The following is a 20,503-nucleotide window of genomic DNA, read 5'->3' on the forward strand; positions in this document are numbered from 1 at the left end:
CGCGGCCCCTGTTACCCCGCCTTGCCGCCGCACTCCAAAAAAGGTGTCCGCAATCCGAATTCCGCAATCCGCAATCAAGTCGCGGCGGGTGCCGGAGCCTCGGGGGCCGCGGGAGTCACGTCTTCGAGCTTGGCGTTATCGGCCAGGAGATCAATGACTTTGTCCATAAGCACCTGGTGGACGATGTCATCAATCCCATTGCGTTTCTGCAATTCCTTGATGATTTTGTCCGCCGTGGTGTTGTGCTGCGAGGCCATGGAATAAATGCGGCGCATCACGTCCTCGTTCGCCACTTGCAGCTTTTCCTTGTCGGCAATGCGTTGCACGGCAAAGGAAAGTTTGACGCGATCACGCGCATTGCTGTTGGCAAAGTTGTAAATCTGTTCCTTCTCTTTTTCGAGGATGTCCTTGGTGATGCCGCGCCGTTGGTTTTCGGCCACCAGATCGTACACCACGTTGCGGGTTTCCGCCGCCACCACGGATTCTGGCAGGTCGCAGGTGAAGCGGCCGAGCAGTTGCTGCACCACTTGGGTGCGCACATCACGGCGCTTTTTGAACGTAAGTTCGTTTTCCAGGTCTTTGCGGACGCCCTCGCGCAGCTTGGTCAGATCCTCGGCGCCGAATGCTTTGGCCAGCGCATCGTCCACCGCTGGCAGGGTCTTTTCCTTGACCTCGACCACTTCCACCTCATACGCACCCGGTTTGCCGGCGAGCGGTTGGGACACGAAATCCACCGGGAAGGTAATGTTGACGGTGTGTTTGTCGCCGGCCTTGAGGCCGACGAGCTGTTCCGTGAAGCCCGGGATGAACTGGCCTTCCGCCACCTGGACCCAGAAGCCTTTTTTATCGGCCAAGCCTTTGGCGGTGGGGACGAGATCGGTGATGGGCTTGCCTTCGACAGAACCGACATAATTCAGCACGGCGAAATCGCCGGTCTGAATGGGGCGGGTGACGGTGACAAACGTGGCCTGTTGGCCGCGCAGCAGTTCGATGGCGCGCTCGACATCGGCCTCGGTGACGGTGGTGGTTTCCTGTTTGGCAGGTAATCCTTTATACTCAGGCAGTTCGAATTCGGGGGCGGTCTCGAGGGTGACGTTGAACTGCAATGACTTGCCGCGGCCAAATTGCACCTCCTCGATGTCGGGGGACATGACGACCGAGAGCTTTTGCTCCTTGACGGCGTCACGGTAGCTGTCGCCGATCAGGCGGCGTTTGGCTTCCTCCAGGATTTCCTTGTCGTAGCGTTTGAGAATCATGTCGCGGGGGGCCTTGCCGGGACGGAATCCCGGCAGCGAGGCTTCTTTTTGGAAGCCTTTGGCGGCAGTTTCGATGGCAGCGTCCACCGCTTGGGCGTCCACTTCCACCCGCATTAATTTTTTACACGGTCCGAGCGTTTCAAGCGTCACATTCACAGGCAAACCTTTTGATCAAATTTTACCAAGCCGCGTTCCGGCGAACCACCGCCGGGATACAGCGAGCGGGAAAGCCTAAGTAAGCGCCCGCCACCCGTCAAGCCCGGGCTTGGAATAATTTTAGCCGGATTAGATTGCCAAAGGGCCGGTTTGCGCGTTTAGTATGGGCCTGCCAGCGAAACAAATTTAGCGCACGAAATGGGTTGGGCTTGGGTGCGTTGGCCCGCTGGTCTAATGCGCGTAGTATGACTATGCCGGAAGGGTACTTATGAAAATACTCGTTGTTGATGATGAAAAGAGCATCCGGACGACCTTGTCCGAGTTCCTGCGCGAGGACGGCTACACCACGCAGATGGCGGAGGATGTGGATGACGCCAAGCGTTGTCTGGCGCAACAGGCGTTTGACGTGGTGTTGACGGATATCATTTTGCCACGCGCCACCGGGGTGGATTTGCTAAAGCACGTGCGGCAGGTGGCCCCGGACACGCTGGTGATTATCATGACGGGGGAACCGACGGTGGATACGGCGGTGGAGGCGGTGCGGGCGGGGGCGCACAATTACCTGACCAAGCCCATCAGCAAGCAAACCATCCAGCAGGCGGTGCGCCAGGCGGCACGGATCAAATCCCTGATGGACGACAAGGTACGCTTGGAAGCGCTGACGCGCCACTACCAGCAAAGCTTGGAACAGATGGTCGAGGAACGCACGCGGTCCTTGAAGAATTCCGAGGCGCTCTATGAATCGCTGGTGCAACACCTGCCGCAGTACATTGTGCAAAAAGATTTGCAGGGGCGCTTCCTGTTTGCCAACCAGCACTTTTGCCAGTTGGTGGGGAAGCCGCTGCCGGAAATCCTGGGGCGGAGCGATGCGGACTTTTTTCCGGCGGAACAGGCGGCGAAGTATGTCCAGGACGATCAGCGCGTCCTCAGCACGGGCGAGACGTTGGAATTCGTGGAGGAAATGCAAATTCCCGGCCATGGCAGACGTTACAGCCAGGCCATCAAAACCCCTTTGTACGACGGCCGGGGCGAGGCGCTGGGGGTGCAGATTATTTTCTGGGATGTCACCGAGAAGAAAATTGCCGAGGACCAGTTGCGGCAACTGTCGCGCGCGGTGGATCAGGCCCCGGTTTCCATCGTCATCACCGACGCGCAAGGCAACATCGTGTTTGCCAACCCCAAGTTCACCGAAGTCACCGGTTACCCGGTCGCCGAGGTGCTGGGAAAAAACCCGCGCATTTTGAAATCCGGCGATATGCCGCCGGAGGAATATCAGCGGCTGTGGGCGACCATCACCTCCGGGCAGGAATGGCACGGCGAATTTCACAACCGGCGCAAGAATGGCGCGTTGTTTTGGGAAAATGCGCGTATCTCGCCGTTGCGGGATGCGGCGGGAGCCATCACCCACTATGTGGCCGTCAAAGAGGACATCACCGATAAGAAACAACTGGAAGCCCAGTTTCTGCGCTCGCAACGGCTGGAAAGCATCGGCGCGCTGGCGGGCGGGATTGCGCATGACCTGAACAACATCCTGGCGCCGATTCTCATGAGCACGGCGCTGTTGCGCGACACGCAGGCCAATCTGGAGTCCGATGACATGCTCCAATTGATTGAGAACAGCGCGCGGCGCGGCAGCGACATTGTCAAGCAACTGCTGACCTTCAGCCGTGGCAGCCAGGGCCAGCGGGTGCCGGTGCAGATGCAACACCTGTCGCGCGACATGGATCAGATCATCCATGAGACTTTCCCCAAATCCATCGAATTGCGGGTGCAGCGCGACGCCCATGTTTCGGCGGTGCTGGGCGATCCCACGCAACTGCACCAGATCCTGATGAACTTGTGTGTCAACGCCCGCGATGCCATGCCGGAGGGGGGCACGCTGACCTTGCGGCTCGAAGAAGTGAAGTTGGGAAAACGCACGGTGTTCATGATGGGCGAAGTCCAGCCCGGTGTGTATGTGAAATTAACGGTGGCGGATACCGGCACTGGCATTCAGCCGGAGCATTTGGACCGCATCTTCGATCCGTTCTTCACCACCAAAGCCGAAGGCAAAGGCACCGGCTTGGGGCTCTCGACCGTGCTTGGCATTGTTAAAAGTCACAACGGCTGTTTGAATGTCATCACCCAACCCGGCAAAGGCACTGCGTTTGAAATTTATTTCCCGGCCTGCCTCAAGCCGGCCAGCGATAGCCCCGCCAACAATAACCAGGCGCTCCCGCAGGGTGACGGACGTTGCGTGCTGGTGGTGGATGATGAAGTTTCCATGCGCACGGTGACCGTCGCCATTCTTAAGAAAAACGGGTACCAAGTGGTAGCCGCCCAGGATGGCAAGACCGCCCTGGCGGAACTGGCCGCGTGCCAGGACATCCGGGTGGTGCTCAGCGACCTGATGATGCCCGGCATGGATGGCGTGGCGTTGGTGAGGGAACTCCAGCGGACCCACCCGCACCTGCCAGTCATCATCATGTCCGGCATGGCGGATAGCGGCGACGTCAAGCCCAAGCTCGCGGCCCTGGAAAGCATGGGGGTCACCAGGGTGATTGCCAAACCGTTTGAAAACCGCGACCTGCTGGAAATGCTGCACAAGACAAACTCCTAATTGCGGAACATTCGATTGCGGAATTTGGATTGCGGAACCGGTTTTTTAACCACGGATTACACGGATGGCACGGATAAAAGCCGACAAGTTCGGATTTTCTAACAGGTGTTTGGTTCAATCCGTGTTATCGGTGTAATCGGTGGTTAAAATTTTCTTTTCCGGTCCGGCGTTTATCCGCAATCGAATGTTCCGCATTCAAGAGATTGGTAAATCCAGGTGGAATTTGGTGCCTTGGCCGGGTTCGGTTTCGAACCAGAGTTTCCCCTGATGGTCCTTGACGATGCCGTGGCTGATGGCCAGCCCCAAGCCGGTGCCTTCATGCCGCGATTTGGTGGTGAAGAAGGGATCAAAGACCCGCCCCTGAACGTCGGCCGGGATGCCCGTGCCGTGGTCCGCCACCGTAATGCGGATGGCAGCACATCCGATTTCTGATTTCTGATTTCTGATTTCTGAATTGGCCAATTCCGCATTCCGCAATCCGCATTCCGCAATCAATTGGGCGGTGAGGGTGATGGTCTTATTATCATCATGGCCCGGATATTTTGCGTTCAAGGTGTCGCGGGCGTTGGTGAGCAGGTTCATCAACACTTGCTGAATTTGCTGGCTGCGGCAGTTAATGTTCGGCAGGTCTGGCGGCAGCTCGACCTGCAAGGTGATTTGGTCGCGGCGGATGACGGTGCGGATGAGCGAGAGCGTCTGCTCCACCACATCTTGTATCCGGGCCGGGCTGTGGGATTGCTTCTCCTGCCGGGCAAATTGCAACAGGTTGCGGACAATGGTGGTCACGCGCTCGGTTTCGTGGATGATTTCCCGGGCGTACTCCTGCGCCTGGCAGTTCGGCTCGGTCCGGTCCAGGATCAATTGGGCGTAGTTCATCACGCCATTGATGGGGTTGTTGATTTCGTGGGCCACCCCGGCGGCGAGGGTGCCGAGGGATTCGAGTTTCTGCTGCTGGCGCAAATGGGCTTCCATTGCGGCGCGCTCCTGCTCCATTCGCTTGCGGTCAGTGATGTCTTTATCCACGCCCCGGTACCCTTTGAGATTACCCGCTTCATCCAGGATGGGCACCCCATTGGTGAGCAGACAGATGGGTTCACCATTCTGCCGGATATTCCAATTTTCCAGGTCCTTGATAGGCGCCTTGTTGGCCGCGATTTCAGCGAAGATTGCGCGAACCCGACGGACTTCATCCGGCGGCATGAAATCGAACGGGGTCTTGCCGATGATGTCTTCAACGACCGGGCCAAAAAAGTCCAGGCCCTTCTGCGACGTGTAGGTATAGACTAAATCACTGTTCGTCTCCCACACCCAATCGCCCATGCTGAACATGATGTCGCGGAGCCGTGCCTCGCTCCCGCGCAGCGCCTTTTCCACTTGCTTGCGTTCGGCCAGCTCTTGTTGGAGTTCCTTGGTGCGTGCTGCCACCAGCGCGGCCAGTTGTTCCTTCTCCATCCGTTGAAGCTGGCTGGCGGCCTTGATCTTGGTCATGGCCCGAATCTGGGCGATGAGTTCGGTCTCGTCGAACGGCTTGGTCAGGAACCCTTCCGCGCCAACTTCCAGGGCCTTGACACGGCTCTCCTGATCGGAGCGGAGGGCGGTCAGGAAGAGGACCGGAATCGCTTGCAGCCGCACCTCCGCCTTCAGTCGCCGACAGACTTCAAAACCGTCCATGTTCGGCATGACAATGTCGAGCAGGATTACGTCGGGGTCCTCGGCGCGCGCCAGTTCGAGCCCACGCAATCCGTTGAGCGCGGTCAGGACTTTGATGCCGGGCAAGCGGTCCGAAACGACGGCCTGCAGGGCGGTCAGGTTGTCGCGATGGTCGTCAATGGCCAGGATTTTCATACGTTGAATTGTTTACCACAGACCGAGAGAAATGCGGATTGCGGAATTGGGATTCGTCATAACTGGTGGAGAACAGTGGCATAGGCCGGACCGAAAAAGAAAATTTTAACCACGGATTACACAGAGAACACGGATAAGACCAAAAACCTGTTATAAAATCCGAACTGGTCTGGTTTTTATCCGTGCTATTCGTGTAATCCGTGGTTAAAAGTCCGGAATTGAACCACAGATTACACAGATAGCACGGATAGGACCAAACACCTGTCAGGAAATCCGAAATCCGAAATCCGAAATCCGAAATTGGCTGATTTATATCCGTGGTAAAAAGTCCGGAACTGAACCACGGATTACACGAATTACACTGATGAACAACCAGGCGGACCCAAGTCGCTACTGTCTCTGCCAAATTTCTCATAAATAAATATTTCCTATCCGTGTGATCCGTGTGATCCGTGGTTAAATGTTTTGTTAGTGCAGCAATTCTTGAATCGTTTTCATCAGTGTGTCGTACTCAATCGGCTTGGAAATGTAGGCATCAAAGCCGCGGGCCAGGATTTCCTCTCGGTTGCCTTTCATTGCGCTGGCGGTGACGGCTACCACCGGGGTGTCGCAGAGCGATTCGTCGGCCCGGATCGCGGCCAGCAGCGCGATCCCATCCATGCCGGGCAGCGCGATGTCAGTGAGGATCAGGTCGGGCTGGTGCCCCCTGGCCTGTTCGATGCCCGCCTGGCCGTTTGCCGCTTCGATGACCAGATAGTGGTCGTTCAATAAGGCGTGGGCGGTGCGCAGGTTGTCGGGATTGTCTTCCACCACCAAGACGACCGGTTTGCCGGGACGCGTGGGTCGGCGGCGACGGCGCGGTGGTGTTGGTATGGGCTCCGCTGTCGGCGGCGTGACCATGCGGGCCACCGCCGCCAACAAGCCGGCCTTGTTGATGTCGCCCTTCTGAATCAACTGGTGAATATTGTTTCCTTTGAGGAAGCTCAGTTCCTCTTTGGTCACGTGTTTGGCGGTCAAAATCAAGACGGGTAGATGGGCCGTCCGCTCCGCGCTGCGGATCGTCTTCAACACTTGGAAACCGTCCACGCCCGGCATCATCAGGTCGAGAATGATGGCATCGGGCGGGGTTTGCGCGATCTGCGCGAGGGCCTCCTGGCCATTGCGTGCCACCTGCACCCGATACCCTTCGGCCCGGAGGATGTCGGTCAATTGAATGATGGCCGGTTCGTTATCCTCGACCACCAGGATGTTTTGTCCCTGGCCGGAGGGGGTGGTCGTTGGTCGCGCGGCGCGTTCCGCCGTCGGCCAAGTGGTTTCCGCCTGGGTCCCTGGCAATGCCAACGCCAGCGGCAGCCGGAGCGTGAAGGTGGAGCCTTTGCCCGACGTGCTCGCCACGGTAATATCGCCGCCAAGCAACAGGGCGTAGCGTTTTGCGATGGCGAGGCCAAGCCCGGTGCCGCCGTATTTGCGGGAAGTGCTGTCGTCCGCCTGGCGGAACTCTTCAAAGATATGGCCGAACTGATCGGCGGCGATGCCGATACCGGTGTCGGAAACCACGATATGAATTGCGGATTGCGGATTGCGGATTGCGGAATTGGGGGAACTACCAATTTCGGATTTCGGAGTAACCACTTCGGCGGTGATGGTGACTTGGCCTTGTTCGGTGAATTTGACGGCGTTGCCGAGGAGGTTCTGGAGGATGTGCCGGCATTTGACGGCGTCGCTGGCGATGAAAGGCAATTTGGCGGGCACTTGGTTGAGTAGGGCGATTTTCTTTTCCAGCGCCTGCGGTTCCAGCATGGCGACGAGTTCGTCGGCCAGGTCGCGGACGGAAAAGCGGCTGACGCTGACTTCCTCGCGTCCGGCCTCGATGCGCGAGAGGTCCAGAATGCCGTTGATGAGCGACAATAGGTTTTTGCCGTTGCGTTCGATGATTTCGAGATAACCATGTTCCTCCACCGGGATGGTGTGGGCCAACCGGCGGTTCAGGACGCCGGCCAGGGCAATCACCGAGTTGAGCGGAGTGCGCAATTCGTGGCTCATGTTCGAGAGAAAAGCGCTCTTGAGCCGGTTGGCCTCGTCCAATTGCCGCTTCTGCATCTCCAACTCAGTATTCTGCTCCGTCACTTCGGTCGCCTGCGCCTCCAGTTCCCGCTTTTGCGCATCGAGTTCACGATTCTGCTGTTCGAGTTTATCCACCAGGTCCTTGATTTTGCGGAAGGCCAGCACGCCATTCACGCGGGCGGTCAGCACGCTCCAGATTTCGTTTACCAGCCGGATGGCTGACGCGTCATAAGCACGGATGCTGGCCAGGGAGATGACCGCCGAAACCGTGTGATCGGCCAGCACAGGAATGGTCAGGATTTCCCGTGGTTTGAACTCGCCGCTGACGGTGGCAAAGGTGAAGCGCGTATCCGCCGGGATCTCCGTGAGGCGCTGAATTTGACGCGTGGCCAGGGCCGCGCCGAATTCGCCCTCAAGCGCCGTGGCGGAAAAGGCGGCGCGCCCGCCGGTCCCGAGGCCGATAGACTCGAAATGCTCGAAGGCGGTCTTCGCTTCGTTCAAGAAATACACCGCCCCGACCTGCGAACCGGTATGCGCCAGCAGACCTTTAAGCAACTCCCGACAGAACGCCTGCACCTCTTCCTCGCGCAGCATAACGCCAGCGAGTTGGGTGGCGTGCTCGTTGATCTTCAGTTCCGTTTGAATGACGTCGGCCATTGTATCGAACGAGGTGGAGAGCGCTCCGAATTCATTGGCGGAGGCATACCGGCTGCGCGCCTCCAGCTTGCCTTGCCGGAACTGCTCGGTAGCCACCGTCAATTCTTTGAGCGGGTCTTTGATGCCTTTTAGCAGAAACCAAACGATGCCCACGCACAGCAGCAGGATAACGGTGACGATGGCGACGAGTTGGTGGGTCAGCGTGTCGTTCTGCTCCATGGCCGCCTGATAGAATTGATCGCCTTTGTTGCGGGTAAAGTCGTCAATCTTCTGGAGCCGGCTGCGGACCACCTCCGCCTGGGCGTTTTGGACGCCGTCAGGGCGGATGCGTGCCTCGGCTTCAGCGGTTTTTCCCGCCTGGAACAGCCGGATGGTCTCCGTGCGCAGGGCGTTCCACTTCGCAAAATCGTCTTGCAATGCGGTGACATCGTCACGCAGACCCAGGTAACGATCAGACAGGATGTCGAACTGCCGCTCGGCATCGGCGCGCTTGATCTCAATGCCTTGCAGGGCGGCGGTGGTTTCCTGGTCGTTTTGGGCCAGGAACAGGTCGCGCAGGAACCGGGACATGCCCTCGACGTCCGCCTCAAGTTTGCCGATGGCCCGGCGAACCTGGAACGGATGGTCGTAGAGTCCTTTGGTCTGCAGCCAGAGAATATCCGACTGCCGCCACGCCTGGGCGCCGAGGAGTAGCACCAGCGCAAGGATCAGGCCAAGGCCAAGGCGCAGTTGCGCGCCAATTTTCAAGTCATTCAGTTTCATATCAGTAAATTTTTGACCACGGATTGCACAGATGGCACGGATGGGGAAACCAATATTTTTTCATATCCGTGTTATCGGTGTCATCCATGGTTAATTGATTTTCTTTCATCATACCAGCGCGAGAATCAGGCCAAGGCCAAGGCGCAGTTGCGTGCTGATTTTCAGGTCATTCAGTTTCATATACGTAAAATTTTAACCACGGATTACACAGATGGCACGGATGGGGAAACCAATATTTTTTCATATCCATGTTATCCGTGGTTAATTGTTTTTCTTTCTTCATTGCACGACGCGTTTCCATTGTAACTTGGCGTATTTGAAATTTAGCAGGAGCGCGAGACGCAACTTTGTTATGGCCAGGTAGCCGGTCATCTGAGCCAGGTGCGTTTCGGTAAATGCTGAAGCGACCTTCGGGTCCACGATGACGAGGTCGTCCACGATCAGGTCTGGGACCAATTTGCCGATGGGATGGCTCTTGTATGCCACATCGAACACTTTCTGTTGATTAACCGAATGCCCGCGCTCCGTCAGTTCAATGACCAGCGCGTTTTCATACAGCTTCTCATCAAGCCCCGGCTTCAATTCGTTCAAAACTGTCATCGCCGCTCCAATAATCTCGCCGCTCAGTTTTTCATGAATCAATTTTTCCATAATGGGAAATTTTTACCACGGATGAGGAACCAAAGAATTTATATTCTGAATCATCGTTTCCATATCCGTGTCATTCGTGTCATCCGTGGTTAAAGGTTTTTGTTCATTCTTTTTTTACCACGGATGACACAGATAGCACGGATAGAAAACCGAAGAATTTGTATTCTGAATCATCGTCTTTATATCTGTGTTCATCTGTGGTTCAAAATTGTTTTCGTTTTTGGAAAATGGGGGCGGGGGGTGCCACGGCGCGCAGGCCGTCGTGCTTGGCTACGAGGTCCCGCTCGGCCTCGCCGGTCACCAGGAACCCGCCGGGAGCAAGAGCCCGGCAGACCTTGTCCAGAATTTGTTGCCGAATGTCCATCCGGTAATAGAACAGCAGGTTGCTGCAAAAGACCAGATCAAAATCCCCGTAAATGCCCGTCGCCGGACTGGCCGAATGCACATCCAAAAGATCGTAGGTGGAGAAATCCACCCGGTTTTTGAGCGCGGGGATAATCGCATACGCATCACCCTTGATGATAAAGTATTTCTGAAGGTGTTTCAGCCGCACGTTCTGCACCGCAGCGGTGTCATAGACGCCTTGGCGCGCGAACGCCAGCGCGGCCTCGGAAATGTCGGTGGCAATGATTCGTGAGGGAATGGGGCGTCCGCACGCCTGAGCCAAATCCTCCAGCAGGATGGCGATAGACCAGGCTTCCTGCCCGGCGGCGCAGCCCGCTGACCAGACGCGCAGTTCCGCCTGGCCGGTGGTGCCATTGGCTTCGAGACGGCTGGGCAGGATCAGTTGTTCGAGCAGGGCAAAGGTAAGCGGGTTCCGAAAGAATTCGCTATACGTGATTTTCAGCGACGCCAGCAACACCTCGGCCTCCACGCCATCCTCCGCTAGACGTTGGCGGTAGGCAGCGGCAGTGTTCATGCCAGTGGCCGCCATGCGTTGGGTGATCGCTTTCTGCAAAAACCCCTCATCGTATTGGGAAATTGCGGATTCTCCAATTGCGGATTGCGGATTGCGGATTGCGGAATTGGGATTAGTCATAACTGGTGGAGAACAGTGGCATAGGCCGGACCGGAAAAGAAAATTTTAACCACGGAGTACACGGATTATACGGATGAGACCAAAAACCTGTTATAAAATCCGAACTGGTCTGGTTTTTATCCGTGCTATTCGTGTAATCCGTGGTTAAAAAACCGGGGAATAAACCACAGATAAACACAGATGGACACAGATCAGACCAAACGCCGGTTCGCCATTCCGCAATCCGCAATCCGCAATCCGCAATAGCCTGGTTTCCATCCGTGGTTAAAAGTCCGGAATTGAACCACGGATTACACCGATAACACGGATAGGACCAAGCACCCGTCCGCCATTCCGCAATCCGCAATCCGAATTCCGCATTCATTCAACCTCCCATCCATTGTCCACGGGCAGTTCCACGTGGAATTTGGTGCCGTGGCCGGGTTCGGTTTCAAACCACATCTTTCCGTGGTGATCTTTCACAATGCTGTGGCTGATGGAGAGTCCCAGGCCGGTGCCTTCGCTTCGCGATTTGGTGGTGAAGAACGGATCAAAGACCCGCCCTTGAACCTCCGCCGGGATACCCGCGCCGTGATCTTCCACCATGAGGCGCACCCAGCGCCGCCCGTCCCGCTCGAAATACGCGGCCTCCACCCGGACGACTTTATCCTCATGATGCGCGGGGTAACGCTGATTAAGGGCGTCGCGGGCGTTGGTGAGCAGGTTCATCAGTACCTGCTGAATTTGTTGGCTGCGGCATTTGATCATCGGCAAGTCCGGGGGCACTTCCACATGCAGGGTGATCTGGTCGCGGCGGATGACGGTGCGGATGAGCGAGAGCGTCTGGTCCACCACATCCTCGATGCGCGCCGGGCTGTGGGCCTGCTTCTCCTGCCGGGCGAACTGCAACAGGTTGCGCACGATGGTGGCCACCCGGTTGGTTTCATGGATGATTTCGCGCGCGTACTCCTGCGCCTGACTGTTCGCTTCGGCCCGGTCCAGGATCAATTGGGCGTAATTCATCACGCCGTTGATGGGGTTGTTGATTTCATGGGCCACCCCACTGGCCAGGGTACCAATGGATTCGAGCTTCTGCTGCTGGCGCAAGTGGGCTTCCAAGTTCACCCGCTCCTGTTCCAGGCGCTTGCGCTCAGTGAGGTCAATATCAATGCAAAACAATTCTTGTGGCCACCCGGGAACCTTGACAATGACATGGCTCGAAAAAACCTCCACGCGCGAACCATCTTTTCGCATCAGCGATAATTCCGATGCCGGGATTGGTTGCCCTGTCTCGGCCATCTGCCGCACCGCCTGCGCGACCCCCTCGCGCATTTCGGGTGGGATGATCAGGTTCACCAAATTACATCCAATCGCCTCTTGCGCACTGTATCCATACAACTGTTCGGATGCATGATTCCAGTATCGAGTTGTGCCATCCGGCCCATACCCTTGAACGGCCACGAATTGAACATCTTGCAGTAAACTACGGAATCGGGTTTCACTTTCGCGTAATGATTTTTCCATGCGCTTGCGCTTGGTGATATCAACGAAACTGACGACGATTTGTAACAGGTGGCCGTTCGGATCACGCACTGGATACGCATTGCATAACACCCAATTGGGTTCGGCGAGGTCCGGGCGGTTGATGCCGACGATCTGGTTGAGAATCGGCTCTCCCGATAACACGACCCGATCAACCGGGTATTCCGCAACCGGCATTGTGGTACCGTCTTCCCTGAGGAAACACCACGCCGGGTCCAAGGCGATTTTTCCCCGCATTTGATCCCCGGTCAGCCCTAGCAGGGATGAGGCCATTGGATTGGAAAGCAGGATCGCCGTGTCGGGAGCATGAACGACGATGCCTGCCGGGAGATTCTCAATAAGACTCCGATATTGTTTTTCTTTTTCCAGTAACGCTGCTTCCGCCCGCTTGGCTTCGGTAGTGTCAATGAAGACGACAATGCCCGCGACGACCGTGCCCACGTCATCCCGGATCGGCGCGGCTTTGGCGAGGACAATGCGATCATCGTCGTTGGCCCGGCGGATGATGAATTCCCGGCTGTTGGTCTCGCCGAACATAATGGCGCGGGCCAGGGGCACTTCCTCGGCATTGAGTGGCCGGCCATCAAAGTCCAGGAGTTGCCAAGTGGCCACGTATTGATGTATCCCGACCCCATTGACAACGGTCTGCCGGTCCCTGCCACGGATAAGCAGGCCTGCATCGTTTACATAGCGCAACGTGCCGCTGGGTGCATCGGCAATCGCGATGCCTGCGGTGCTCTGGTCCATGGCGGCCTGAAGAATGGCCTGGGTCCGGTGTAGTTCCACTTCCGCCTGCTTGGCTTTGGTGATGTCCCAGAAAATTCCGAACACACCAATGATCTCACCCTGTTCATCCCGCACCGGTGTTTTGACGGTGTGAATCCAGATCTCACTTCCGCCCTGAGGGTATTTTTCCTCGAAGCTATCGGACTGACCGGTCCGCATGATGCGCGCATCGTCCGCACGATATTTATCGGCCAGTTCCTTGGGGAAGAAATCATAGTCCGTCTTGCCCACCGCCGCTTCGGATGGAACATGGAGATCGCGGGCAAAATGCTCATTGAGCGACACATAACGGCCTTCCCGGTCCTTGAGAAATATCTTTTGTGGAATGTTTTCCACGAGGGTTCGGAATTTATTTTCACTCGCCCGCAGCGCCTCTTCGGCCTGCTTGCGATCCGTGATGTCCTGCATTACCGCCACCGCGCCCAACAGGTTGTGCCGGGCATCAAAAAACGGGCCCGCAGCCGCCAGAATATACCGGGCCGGCAGGCCTTTGGCGATGATGGCCATCCCGGCATCATGGACGGTCTCGCCGTGAAACGCGCGGCGCAGCGGGATGGCTTCGGTGGGCAGCGGGGTGGTTCCATCCGGCCCGTAGAGATTATAGTGTTGGCCCCATTCTTCGGGTGGCAGGGCGAGCGCATCCATGCCGTGCCATTCCCGAGCCATCCGGTTGAACAAGACCAGTTTCCCGGTGGCATCACAGGCGACTACGCCGTCGGCGAGATTGTCCAGCAACGTGCGCGTGAATTCCTGCTCCCGGTGGAGGGCTTCCGCCGTCTGTTTGCGCTCCGTGATGTCGTGGATGATGGAATAGAACAATGGGCGGCCTTGAATCCGGATGGTCCCGCCAAATATTTCGACCTCCCGAATGGAACCATCGGCCCGGCGGTGCGCGACTTGGGCCTGGTAGCTTTGGGCGGCGCGCGCGCGTTCCAATTCCAGGTGCATTTTTTCTGGCGGCAGGATGTTGATCTGGGTAATCCGCATGGTTTGGAGTTGCTGACGTGTCCAGCCGTAGAACCGGCAGGCGGCGGGGTTGGCATCCACGATGTTGCCATCCGCGGGATTAAGAATCAACATCACCACGTAGTCGTTTTCAAATAGGCTGCGGTAACGCGTCTCGCTTTCCGCCAGTTCGGTGTCGAGCCGTTCACGTCGCCGCCGGTTGGCCAGGAAGGCTCCCAGGGCGGCGGTGGTCGCTGGGAAAATAAGCAGCACTGGCAGCGTAATGGCCGTGAGCACCCGCTGGGCAGACGCCCAGGGCAGCGCCAGCATCAGTGCCAGCATGACGAGATGCACGACCACCCCCAGTCCGTAAAGTTCGCGCCAGGAAATGTCCTCGAGCGGCCCCTTGCGCCAGTGCCGCCAGGCGATGCCCAGACTGCCGGAGGTCAGCACCACGGCGGCACCGACCCAGGCGGCCGTGCCCCCTTGGGTCACGCGATACACGGCGGTTATCCCCATCGCGATGACGGTGGGGATCGTCCCAAGAAACAAACCGGACACCGCCAGCAGCACCGAGCGGGCGTCAAACACGATGCCGGGCTCCAACCGAAAAGCCGCCAGGATGACGCCGATCCCGATACCCCCCAGAATCAAGCCGAGGAAAACCTGTCGCATCCTTTGCCCAAGGTGGATATGGCGGCTGGATGCCAGGTCAAAGACCACGACCAAAGCCAGCAGCAAAGCGGCGTTATGTAACAGCGCGCTGAGAGTAGTATTATCCATAAAACAAAACACCTGTCAGGAAGTCCGAAATTCGTGGTATAAAATCCAGAATTGAACCACAGATAAACACAGATAGACACAGATAAGACCAAACACCAGTTCGCCATTCCGCACTCCGCATTCTGCATTCATTTGGGTGGTTCCTCCAGCCCCGGGAAATATCGTTTGATGCACTCCGGGCATAGCCCATGGGTAAAGGTGGCTTCGGAATGTTTCTGGATGTAGCTCTCCACCTGATTCCAATAGCCCAGGTCATCGCGGATTTTTTTGCAGCCCGAACAGATCGGCAGCAGTCCGCTCAACGACTTCACCTTGGCCAGCGCCGCTTCCAACTCAGCGTTTTTGACGCGGAGCGCGGCTTCCGCGCATTGACACTCGGCTTTGGCCGCCTGGAGCTGTTCCTGAAACCGATCGGATATGCGCATGACCCGGCAGGTGTGCGCCCAGAGTTTTTCGTAGCTGGCCAGCAGCGTCGCGAACGGTTTCGCCCACGGAGTTTTGCGAAACTCGCCGTCCGCCAGAGTCTCTCGGGCCTGCTGGATGGATTTCTCCTCCTGCTGAAAAATGGTATTATTGTTGGCGATGCTTTCTTTTTTCATGCCACGCCTTTCGTCAAGGGAACCAGGTTGAAACGCACCGCTGTCACCTCCGCCTGAAACTCCTCCCCGCATTCCTTGGCCACGTCATTTTCGGACGCAAAGCGCCAATTGATGGTGACGGGGCGGCCCGCCGTCGCAACTTGGTCCAGCCGGTCAAACATTTTCAAGAGGATCATGGAGGAACTGCTGTTAAAGTAGATCATTTCCACGTTCAGCACCAACGGTGCCTGCGTGACTACGGCCAGATACTGGTCCAGCCAATCGAAAATCGGGCTGTAGAATTTGGCGGCATTTTCCGGATAGGACTCGCCTTTGAGTTCCAGCAAGTGGGTTCCCGGGTCAAAGTGGACTGCGGGCGTGGACCGGGTGGGTTCAAGGTTCAACCGGTTCATGCGGATGGTTCTCCTTCAATGACGGCTTTAATTGAAAAAAAGACATGGGTGTCATCCACGTCGCTAAATGCATGCTCCATCGGGCGGCTGGCTTTGCGGGCCATGTCAATGAAGCCCAGTCCCGCGCCTTTGCGCCCAGGGAGGTCCGCCGCTTTGCGGCGCTCGCGGTAGAGGGCCTTCAGCTCCTCGCGATTCAAGGAGTGGAGTTGCTCCAGTTGTTCCCGGATGGCGTCCATTTTCTCCCGCTGGATCAGGTTGCCGCAAAGCACATAAAAATGCCCGGCTTCACTGCCCACGATGAGCGTGCCAACTCGCAACTCGCCATCCACATTATCGGGCGGCGTGAGCTGGTGGGCGGAATAATTCACGACATTCTGCATCTGCTCGACAAACACGCTGAAGACGCGCTGCACGGTGGTCATGCCGGCGTCTTCCAGTTCCATTTTCTGTTTCAGGGTTTCACCGATGCCTTCGATGACCCGTTGCGAAACCGGGCCGCTGAAGGCAAACATGATGCCCTCCTGTTGCAACCTGGTGTGCAAACCATAGAGTTCATTCAACATAGTTGGACTTTCTTTTAAGTTAAACCTTACCCGACCAGATTGCCAGCGGATACCGCCGTGAAATTTCCCGGCCGCTCCAGCCCGAATCCCATCACCGTGATGTCGTCCCGCTGGGTTTCCCCACCCATGTGGCGCGTCAGCCGCTCGGACAGCAACTGGCGTTGTTCCGCGAATGGTTTCGCATGATGGGCGGCAATAAACTCGCGCAGGGCGTTTTTGCCGAACGGCAGCAGCGATGCCGCCCCCACCTGCCCGAGCAGCCCATCGGTGGTCAGGTAAAATGCCCGGACCTCTGCCAGCGGCACCCGGTGATTCTGAAATTGATGATGCTCCGCCGAGCTTTGATACCCGATGCTCTCGTTGTCGCCTTTGACTTCCACCACCTCCGCGCCGCGCACATAAAAGAGGGATTGCCGCGCGCCGGCGAATTCAAGATAGCCGCCGCTGCGGCTGACGTGGCAGATGGCCATGTCCAGGCCGTCATCGCTTAAGGTGTTTTTCGCCTCGCGGCTCAGGGTGAGCCGGATCAGATGGTTCATCTCGGCCAGCAACCGCGCCGGGCTCCGGTTGCCATGGATGCTTACCGCGCGATGCAGCACGGAGCCGGCCAGCATGGTCAGGATCGCGCCGGCCACCCCGTGCCCGGTGCAATCAATGGCCGCCACCGTGAAATCCCCGCCGCGCTCTTCCAGCCAATAGAGGTCGCCGCCAATTACATCGCGCGGCGACCAGATCACGAAATAATCGCAGCCCGCCCCCTGCATTTGCCGGGGCGGCGGGAGCAGGGCCTGCTGGATGGTGCGGGCGTAATTGATGCTTTCCCGAACTTGCTCGTTGGCGGCCTCGGCCTGGGCCATGGCCACTTTGAGGTCGGCATTGGCCTTGGTCAACTCTTCCCCCCGTTTTTCCAGGATACCCACCATGGTGGAAAGCTGGGCCAGGGAGGGGTGGAACACGATCAGGAACTCCAACAGTAACACCAGCAGGCCGAGGGCGGGGATCGCCAACTCCAACCGCTTCAAGCCCTGGATCCGCGCCTTGGCCTCCGCGTCGAACTGAAAGGTGATCTGGTCCATCAACTGCAAAAAGAACGGCTCGCGGGCCAACATTGCCGACGACGCGCGTTTCAGTTCCGGGTTGCCTCGGAGTTCCACCTTGGCCGCCAGCAGGCGCTGCACGGCGGTCACGGCCTGCACCATGTCCCGGTACGGATTTTCAATTTTCTGGAACAAGCTCCGAATCTCGGGCGAATTCTCCCGCACCGGCAGACCGATAGCCGGATTCCCATACTGCAACCCTTCGTGGGCCGCCATCCAATCTTTCAGGGATTTCTCAATTTCCGCCGGCCGCCCTTCGGCGGTGGCAGCGGCTGGTTCCCGTTCCATAGCCAGCACGCACTTGGTCAGGCGCTGGGAGAGCATCCGCTGGCGGCCCGAGAGATTGATCACCCGGCTGTCCCCTTCGTTACGCTTGAGGGCATATAGCATGATCAGCGCCGAGGACACGATCGTCACAGCAATAAACGTCAGCGCAATGCCGTACACCACCTTCATGCGAAATAAGCGGTGTCGCGATGGGGTAGCCCCCTGCGCACTGGACTGGTCTGTTTCAATAAGCTTCATGATTTGCGTTTCACTGATAACGGTCACCGCTCACTGATAACTGCTCACTGTTCACTGTTCACTGATTACTGATTACTGTTCACTTCCCCTCCCCCTCAAGGTCCCCAATCTCTGGGAAATACTTTTTGACGCAATCCGGGCACATGCCGTGGGTGAATTTGGCTTCGGAATGTTTGGCCACGTAGCTCTCGACCTGGCTCCAGTAGCCTTTGTCATCACGGATTTTTTTGCAGCCCGAGCAGATGGGCAACAGCCCGCTCAACGACTTCACGTTGGCGAGGGCCTTCTGCAATTCCTGGATGAGTTGTTCCCGTTCGGCTTCCGCTTGCTTCCGTGACGTGACGTCGCCGGCGTACCCATGCACCGTGCGGCTGGGAGCGATGGGGAAGAAGGACCATGAAATCACACGTGATGCGATCGTGATCTCCACCCGCAGTTTTGGTTGGTTGGTGGCCAGGCAATCGCGAATGATCGCCGCCGTGTCGGGTGGCAATATCTGCTCGGGTTTGGCCAACCCCAGCGTCTGCGCCATTTCCACGGCTGCATCGTTGAAGTAGCTGATTTCTCCCGTGGCGATGAACTCCAGAACCGGGTTGGGGTTGAAGCGGGCGAACGTCGCCTGGTGCCGAACTTCCCCGTCCGCCTGCTTGCGCAAGGTGATGTCGCGGTTGCTGCTCCGCTGACCGAGCCAGCGGCCATCATCGCCATAGACCGACTGGCAATGATGGCTGATCCAACGCTCCTCGCCCGAGCGGGTGACGATGCGAAAGTCCAGGCTGCTGACATCTTGGGTCGGTTGGGTGGTTTTCTGATAGTGTTCCACCACCTTGGCGCGATCCTCCGCATGGATGATTTTCAGCATCAATTCCGGGTCGGCCAGGAACTCCTCGGCGCGATATCCGGTGATGCGTTCGGCGGAGGGCGAGACGTATAGATAGCGGCCATCCGGTGTGCGCCAGGTTTCCAGGTCGTACGTCCAATCAGCCACCGTGCGGAATTTTTCCTCGTTCTCCCGGAGTTGCGCTTCGGCCTCCATTTGCCGGGCGAGCCGTTGGCGCATCTGGCGGCCGCCCAGGAAAATTCCCAACACGCCCAGCGCCCACAGCGCGGCATGGGCGCCGACAATGGGTCCAATTCTCGCCTGCTCCATCGCCAGATACGGGGCCAGCGACACCGCGACACTGATGCCACCGCGAATTTCACCCTCGCGATACCCTTGGGCGGCATGGCACATCAGGCAAGCCTTCTCGGCTACCAAGGGCCGCATCAGGCGCAGGTGCGGTTTGCCGTGAAACAGTTCACAGGCGACCTGCTCAGTCTGGCCTTTTTCAAACGACTTCAAGGCATTGGCTTCCCAGGCGTCCGGCGCGTTCTCCGGGCGCAACGGTTTCAGGCTGGTGATATGACCGTGCGAGCCATCTTCCCGATGTTCCAGTTCATGCACCTGCCGCGTTATGTACGCGGGATTCACCAGCGTCAACCGCCGGCCTGAGGGTGTCACCAGATCCCGCTCGGTGACGTTGGTCAAATACGGATTCGGCGGGGTGTTGGTGGTGACGGGCACATAGACGCCACCGTGCAGCGTGGCCCACCGGCGGTAGAGCACATCTTTGTTGAAATTGCTCCGGGCATCCGTCGCTGCGGCTTCCACCATGGCATCATGCAGCAGCCGCGCGTTCCAAAACACGGAGGCGGCCACCGCCAACGTCCAAAGCGCGAAAATCAGCCAGCTCGCGCGTCGCAAGTGGCGCTGGCCGAACGCCGAAGCACCCGAATTCGGATTGTGGATTGCGGATTGCGGAAGGGCGAACCGGTGTTTGGTCTTATCTGTGTCCATCTGTGTTCATCTGTGGTTCAATGTCTTTTTTTCAAGTTCAGCCTTTGCGTGCATTCATCACCAATTATGACTAATCCGCATTCCGCATTCCGCACTCCGCATTCCGCATTCCGAATTCATTTGGGTGGTTCCTCCAGTTCCGGGAAATATTTTTTGGTGCAATCCGGGCACAGGCCGTGGGTAAAGGTGGCTTCCGAATGCTTGGATACATAGCTCTCCACCCCGTTCCAATAGCCTTTGTCATCGCGGATTTTTTTGCAGCCTGAACAAATCGGCAGCAGCCCGCTCAGCAACTTCACTTTGGCCAATGCGGCTTCCAATTCGGCGTTCTTCTCGCGCAAGGCCCGATTCAGGCGCAGGATGCGGACAAACGCCGACACCCGCGCGGCCAATTCGCGGTTGCCGATGGGCCGTGCGATGTAGCTA

Annotated in this window: 13 protein-coding genes; 1 reads left to right on the forward strand and 12 read right to left on the reverse strand. The window is 57.6% G+C overall.

From position 1 onward, the window contains the following. Positions 1-74 precede the first annotated feature (74 nt). Entirely contained in the window at positions 75-1,412 is a 1,338-nt protein-coding gene (gene tig / locus WCO56_06500; GenBank protein MEI7729201.1) for a trigger factor, read from the reverse strand. Between the two features lie 268 nt (positions 1,413-1,680). Here tig and WCO56_06505 point away from each other — a divergent pair, with 268 nt between their 5' ends. Further along, entirely contained in the window at positions 1,681-4,011 is a 2,331-nt protein-coding gene (locus tag WCO56_06505) for a response regulator (GenBank protein MEI7729202.1), read from the forward strand. Positions 4,012-4,206: 195 nt separating this feature from the next. Here the strand turns inward: WCO56_06505 and WCO56_06510 are convergent, their stop codons facing one another. The 11 genes from WCO56_06510 to WCO56_06560 form a co-directional block, all read right to left on the reverse strand. After that, positions 4,207-5,856, reverse strand: coding sequence for a response regulator (locus WCO56_06510; GenBank protein MEI7729203.1), 1,650 nt, complete (start codon positions 5,854-5,856; stop codon positions 4,207-4,209). Positions 5,857-6,324: 468 nt separating this feature from the next. Then, positions 6,325-9,339, reverse strand: a complete 3,015-nt coding sequence (locus WCO56_06515) for a response regulator (protein ID MEI7729204.1) — start codon at positions 9,337-9,339, stop codon at positions 6,325-6,327. Between the two features lie 279 nt (positions 9,340-9,618). Beyond that, on the reverse strand, positions 9,619-9,990 hold the full coding sequence (locus WCO56_06520) for a GxxExxY protein (protein MEI7729205.1): 372 nt from the start codon (positions 9,988-9,990) through the stop codon (positions 9,619-9,621). 202 nt (positions 9,991-10,192) lie between these two features. Next, complete coding sequence (locus tag WCO56_06525) at positions 10,193-11,029, reverse strand: CheR family methyltransferase (GenBank protein MEI7729206.1); 837 nt, start codon at positions 11,027-11,029, stop codon at positions 10,193-10,195. Between the two features lie 360 nt (positions 11,030-11,389). Continuing rightward, positions 11,390-15,064 carry a PAS domain S-box protein gene (locus WCO56_06530; GenBank protein ID MEI7729207.1) on the reverse strand — a complete coding sequence of 1,225 codons (3,675 nt, stop codon included), beginning with the start codon at positions 15,062-15,064 and terminating at the stop codon, positions 11,390-11,392. A gap of 128 nt (positions 15,065-15,192) precedes the next feature. Beyond that, entirely contained in the window at positions 15,193-15,663 is a 471-nt protein-coding gene (locus WCO56_06535; protein MEI7729208.1) for a hypothetical protein, read from the reverse strand. Then, entirely contained in the window at positions 15,660-16,055 is a 396-nt protein-coding gene (locus WCO56_06540) for a DUF1987 domain-containing protein (GenBank protein MEI7729209.1), read from the reverse strand. The genes WCO56_06535 and WCO56_06540 overlap by 4 nt, the downstream gene beginning before the upstream one ends. After that, entirely contained in the window at positions 16,052-16,618 is a 567-nt protein-coding gene (locus tag WCO56_06545) for a SiaB family protein kinase (protein ID MEI7729210.1), read from the reverse strand. The genes WCO56_06540 and WCO56_06545 overlap by 4 nt, the downstream gene beginning before the upstream one ends. A 26-nt stretch (positions 16,619-16,644) precedes the next feature. Further along, positions 16,645-18,240 (reverse strand): SpoIIE family protein phosphatase, encoded by a 1,596-nt coding sequence (locus tag WCO56_06550; protein MEI7729211.1) that lies wholly within the window; start codon positions 18,238-18,240, stop codon positions 16,645-16,647. 79 nt (positions 18,241-18,319) lie between these two features. Next, complete coding sequence (locus WCO56_06555) at positions 18,320-20,077, reverse strand: DUF3365 domain-containing protein (GenBank protein MEI7729212.1); 1,758 nt, start codon at positions 20,075-20,077, stop codon at positions 18,320-18,322. Positions 20,078-20,193: 116 nt separating this feature from the next. Then, on the reverse strand, positions 20,194-20,503 hold a 310-nt coding region (locus tag WCO56_06560; GenBank protein MEI7729213.1), incomplete at its 5' end, for a response regulator.

Source organism: Verrucomicrobiota bacterium, assembly GCA_037139415.1.
In the GTDB taxonomy this organism is placed as follows: Bacteria; Verrucomicrobiota; Verrucomicrobiia; order Limisphaerales; family Fontisphaeraceae; genus JBAXGN01.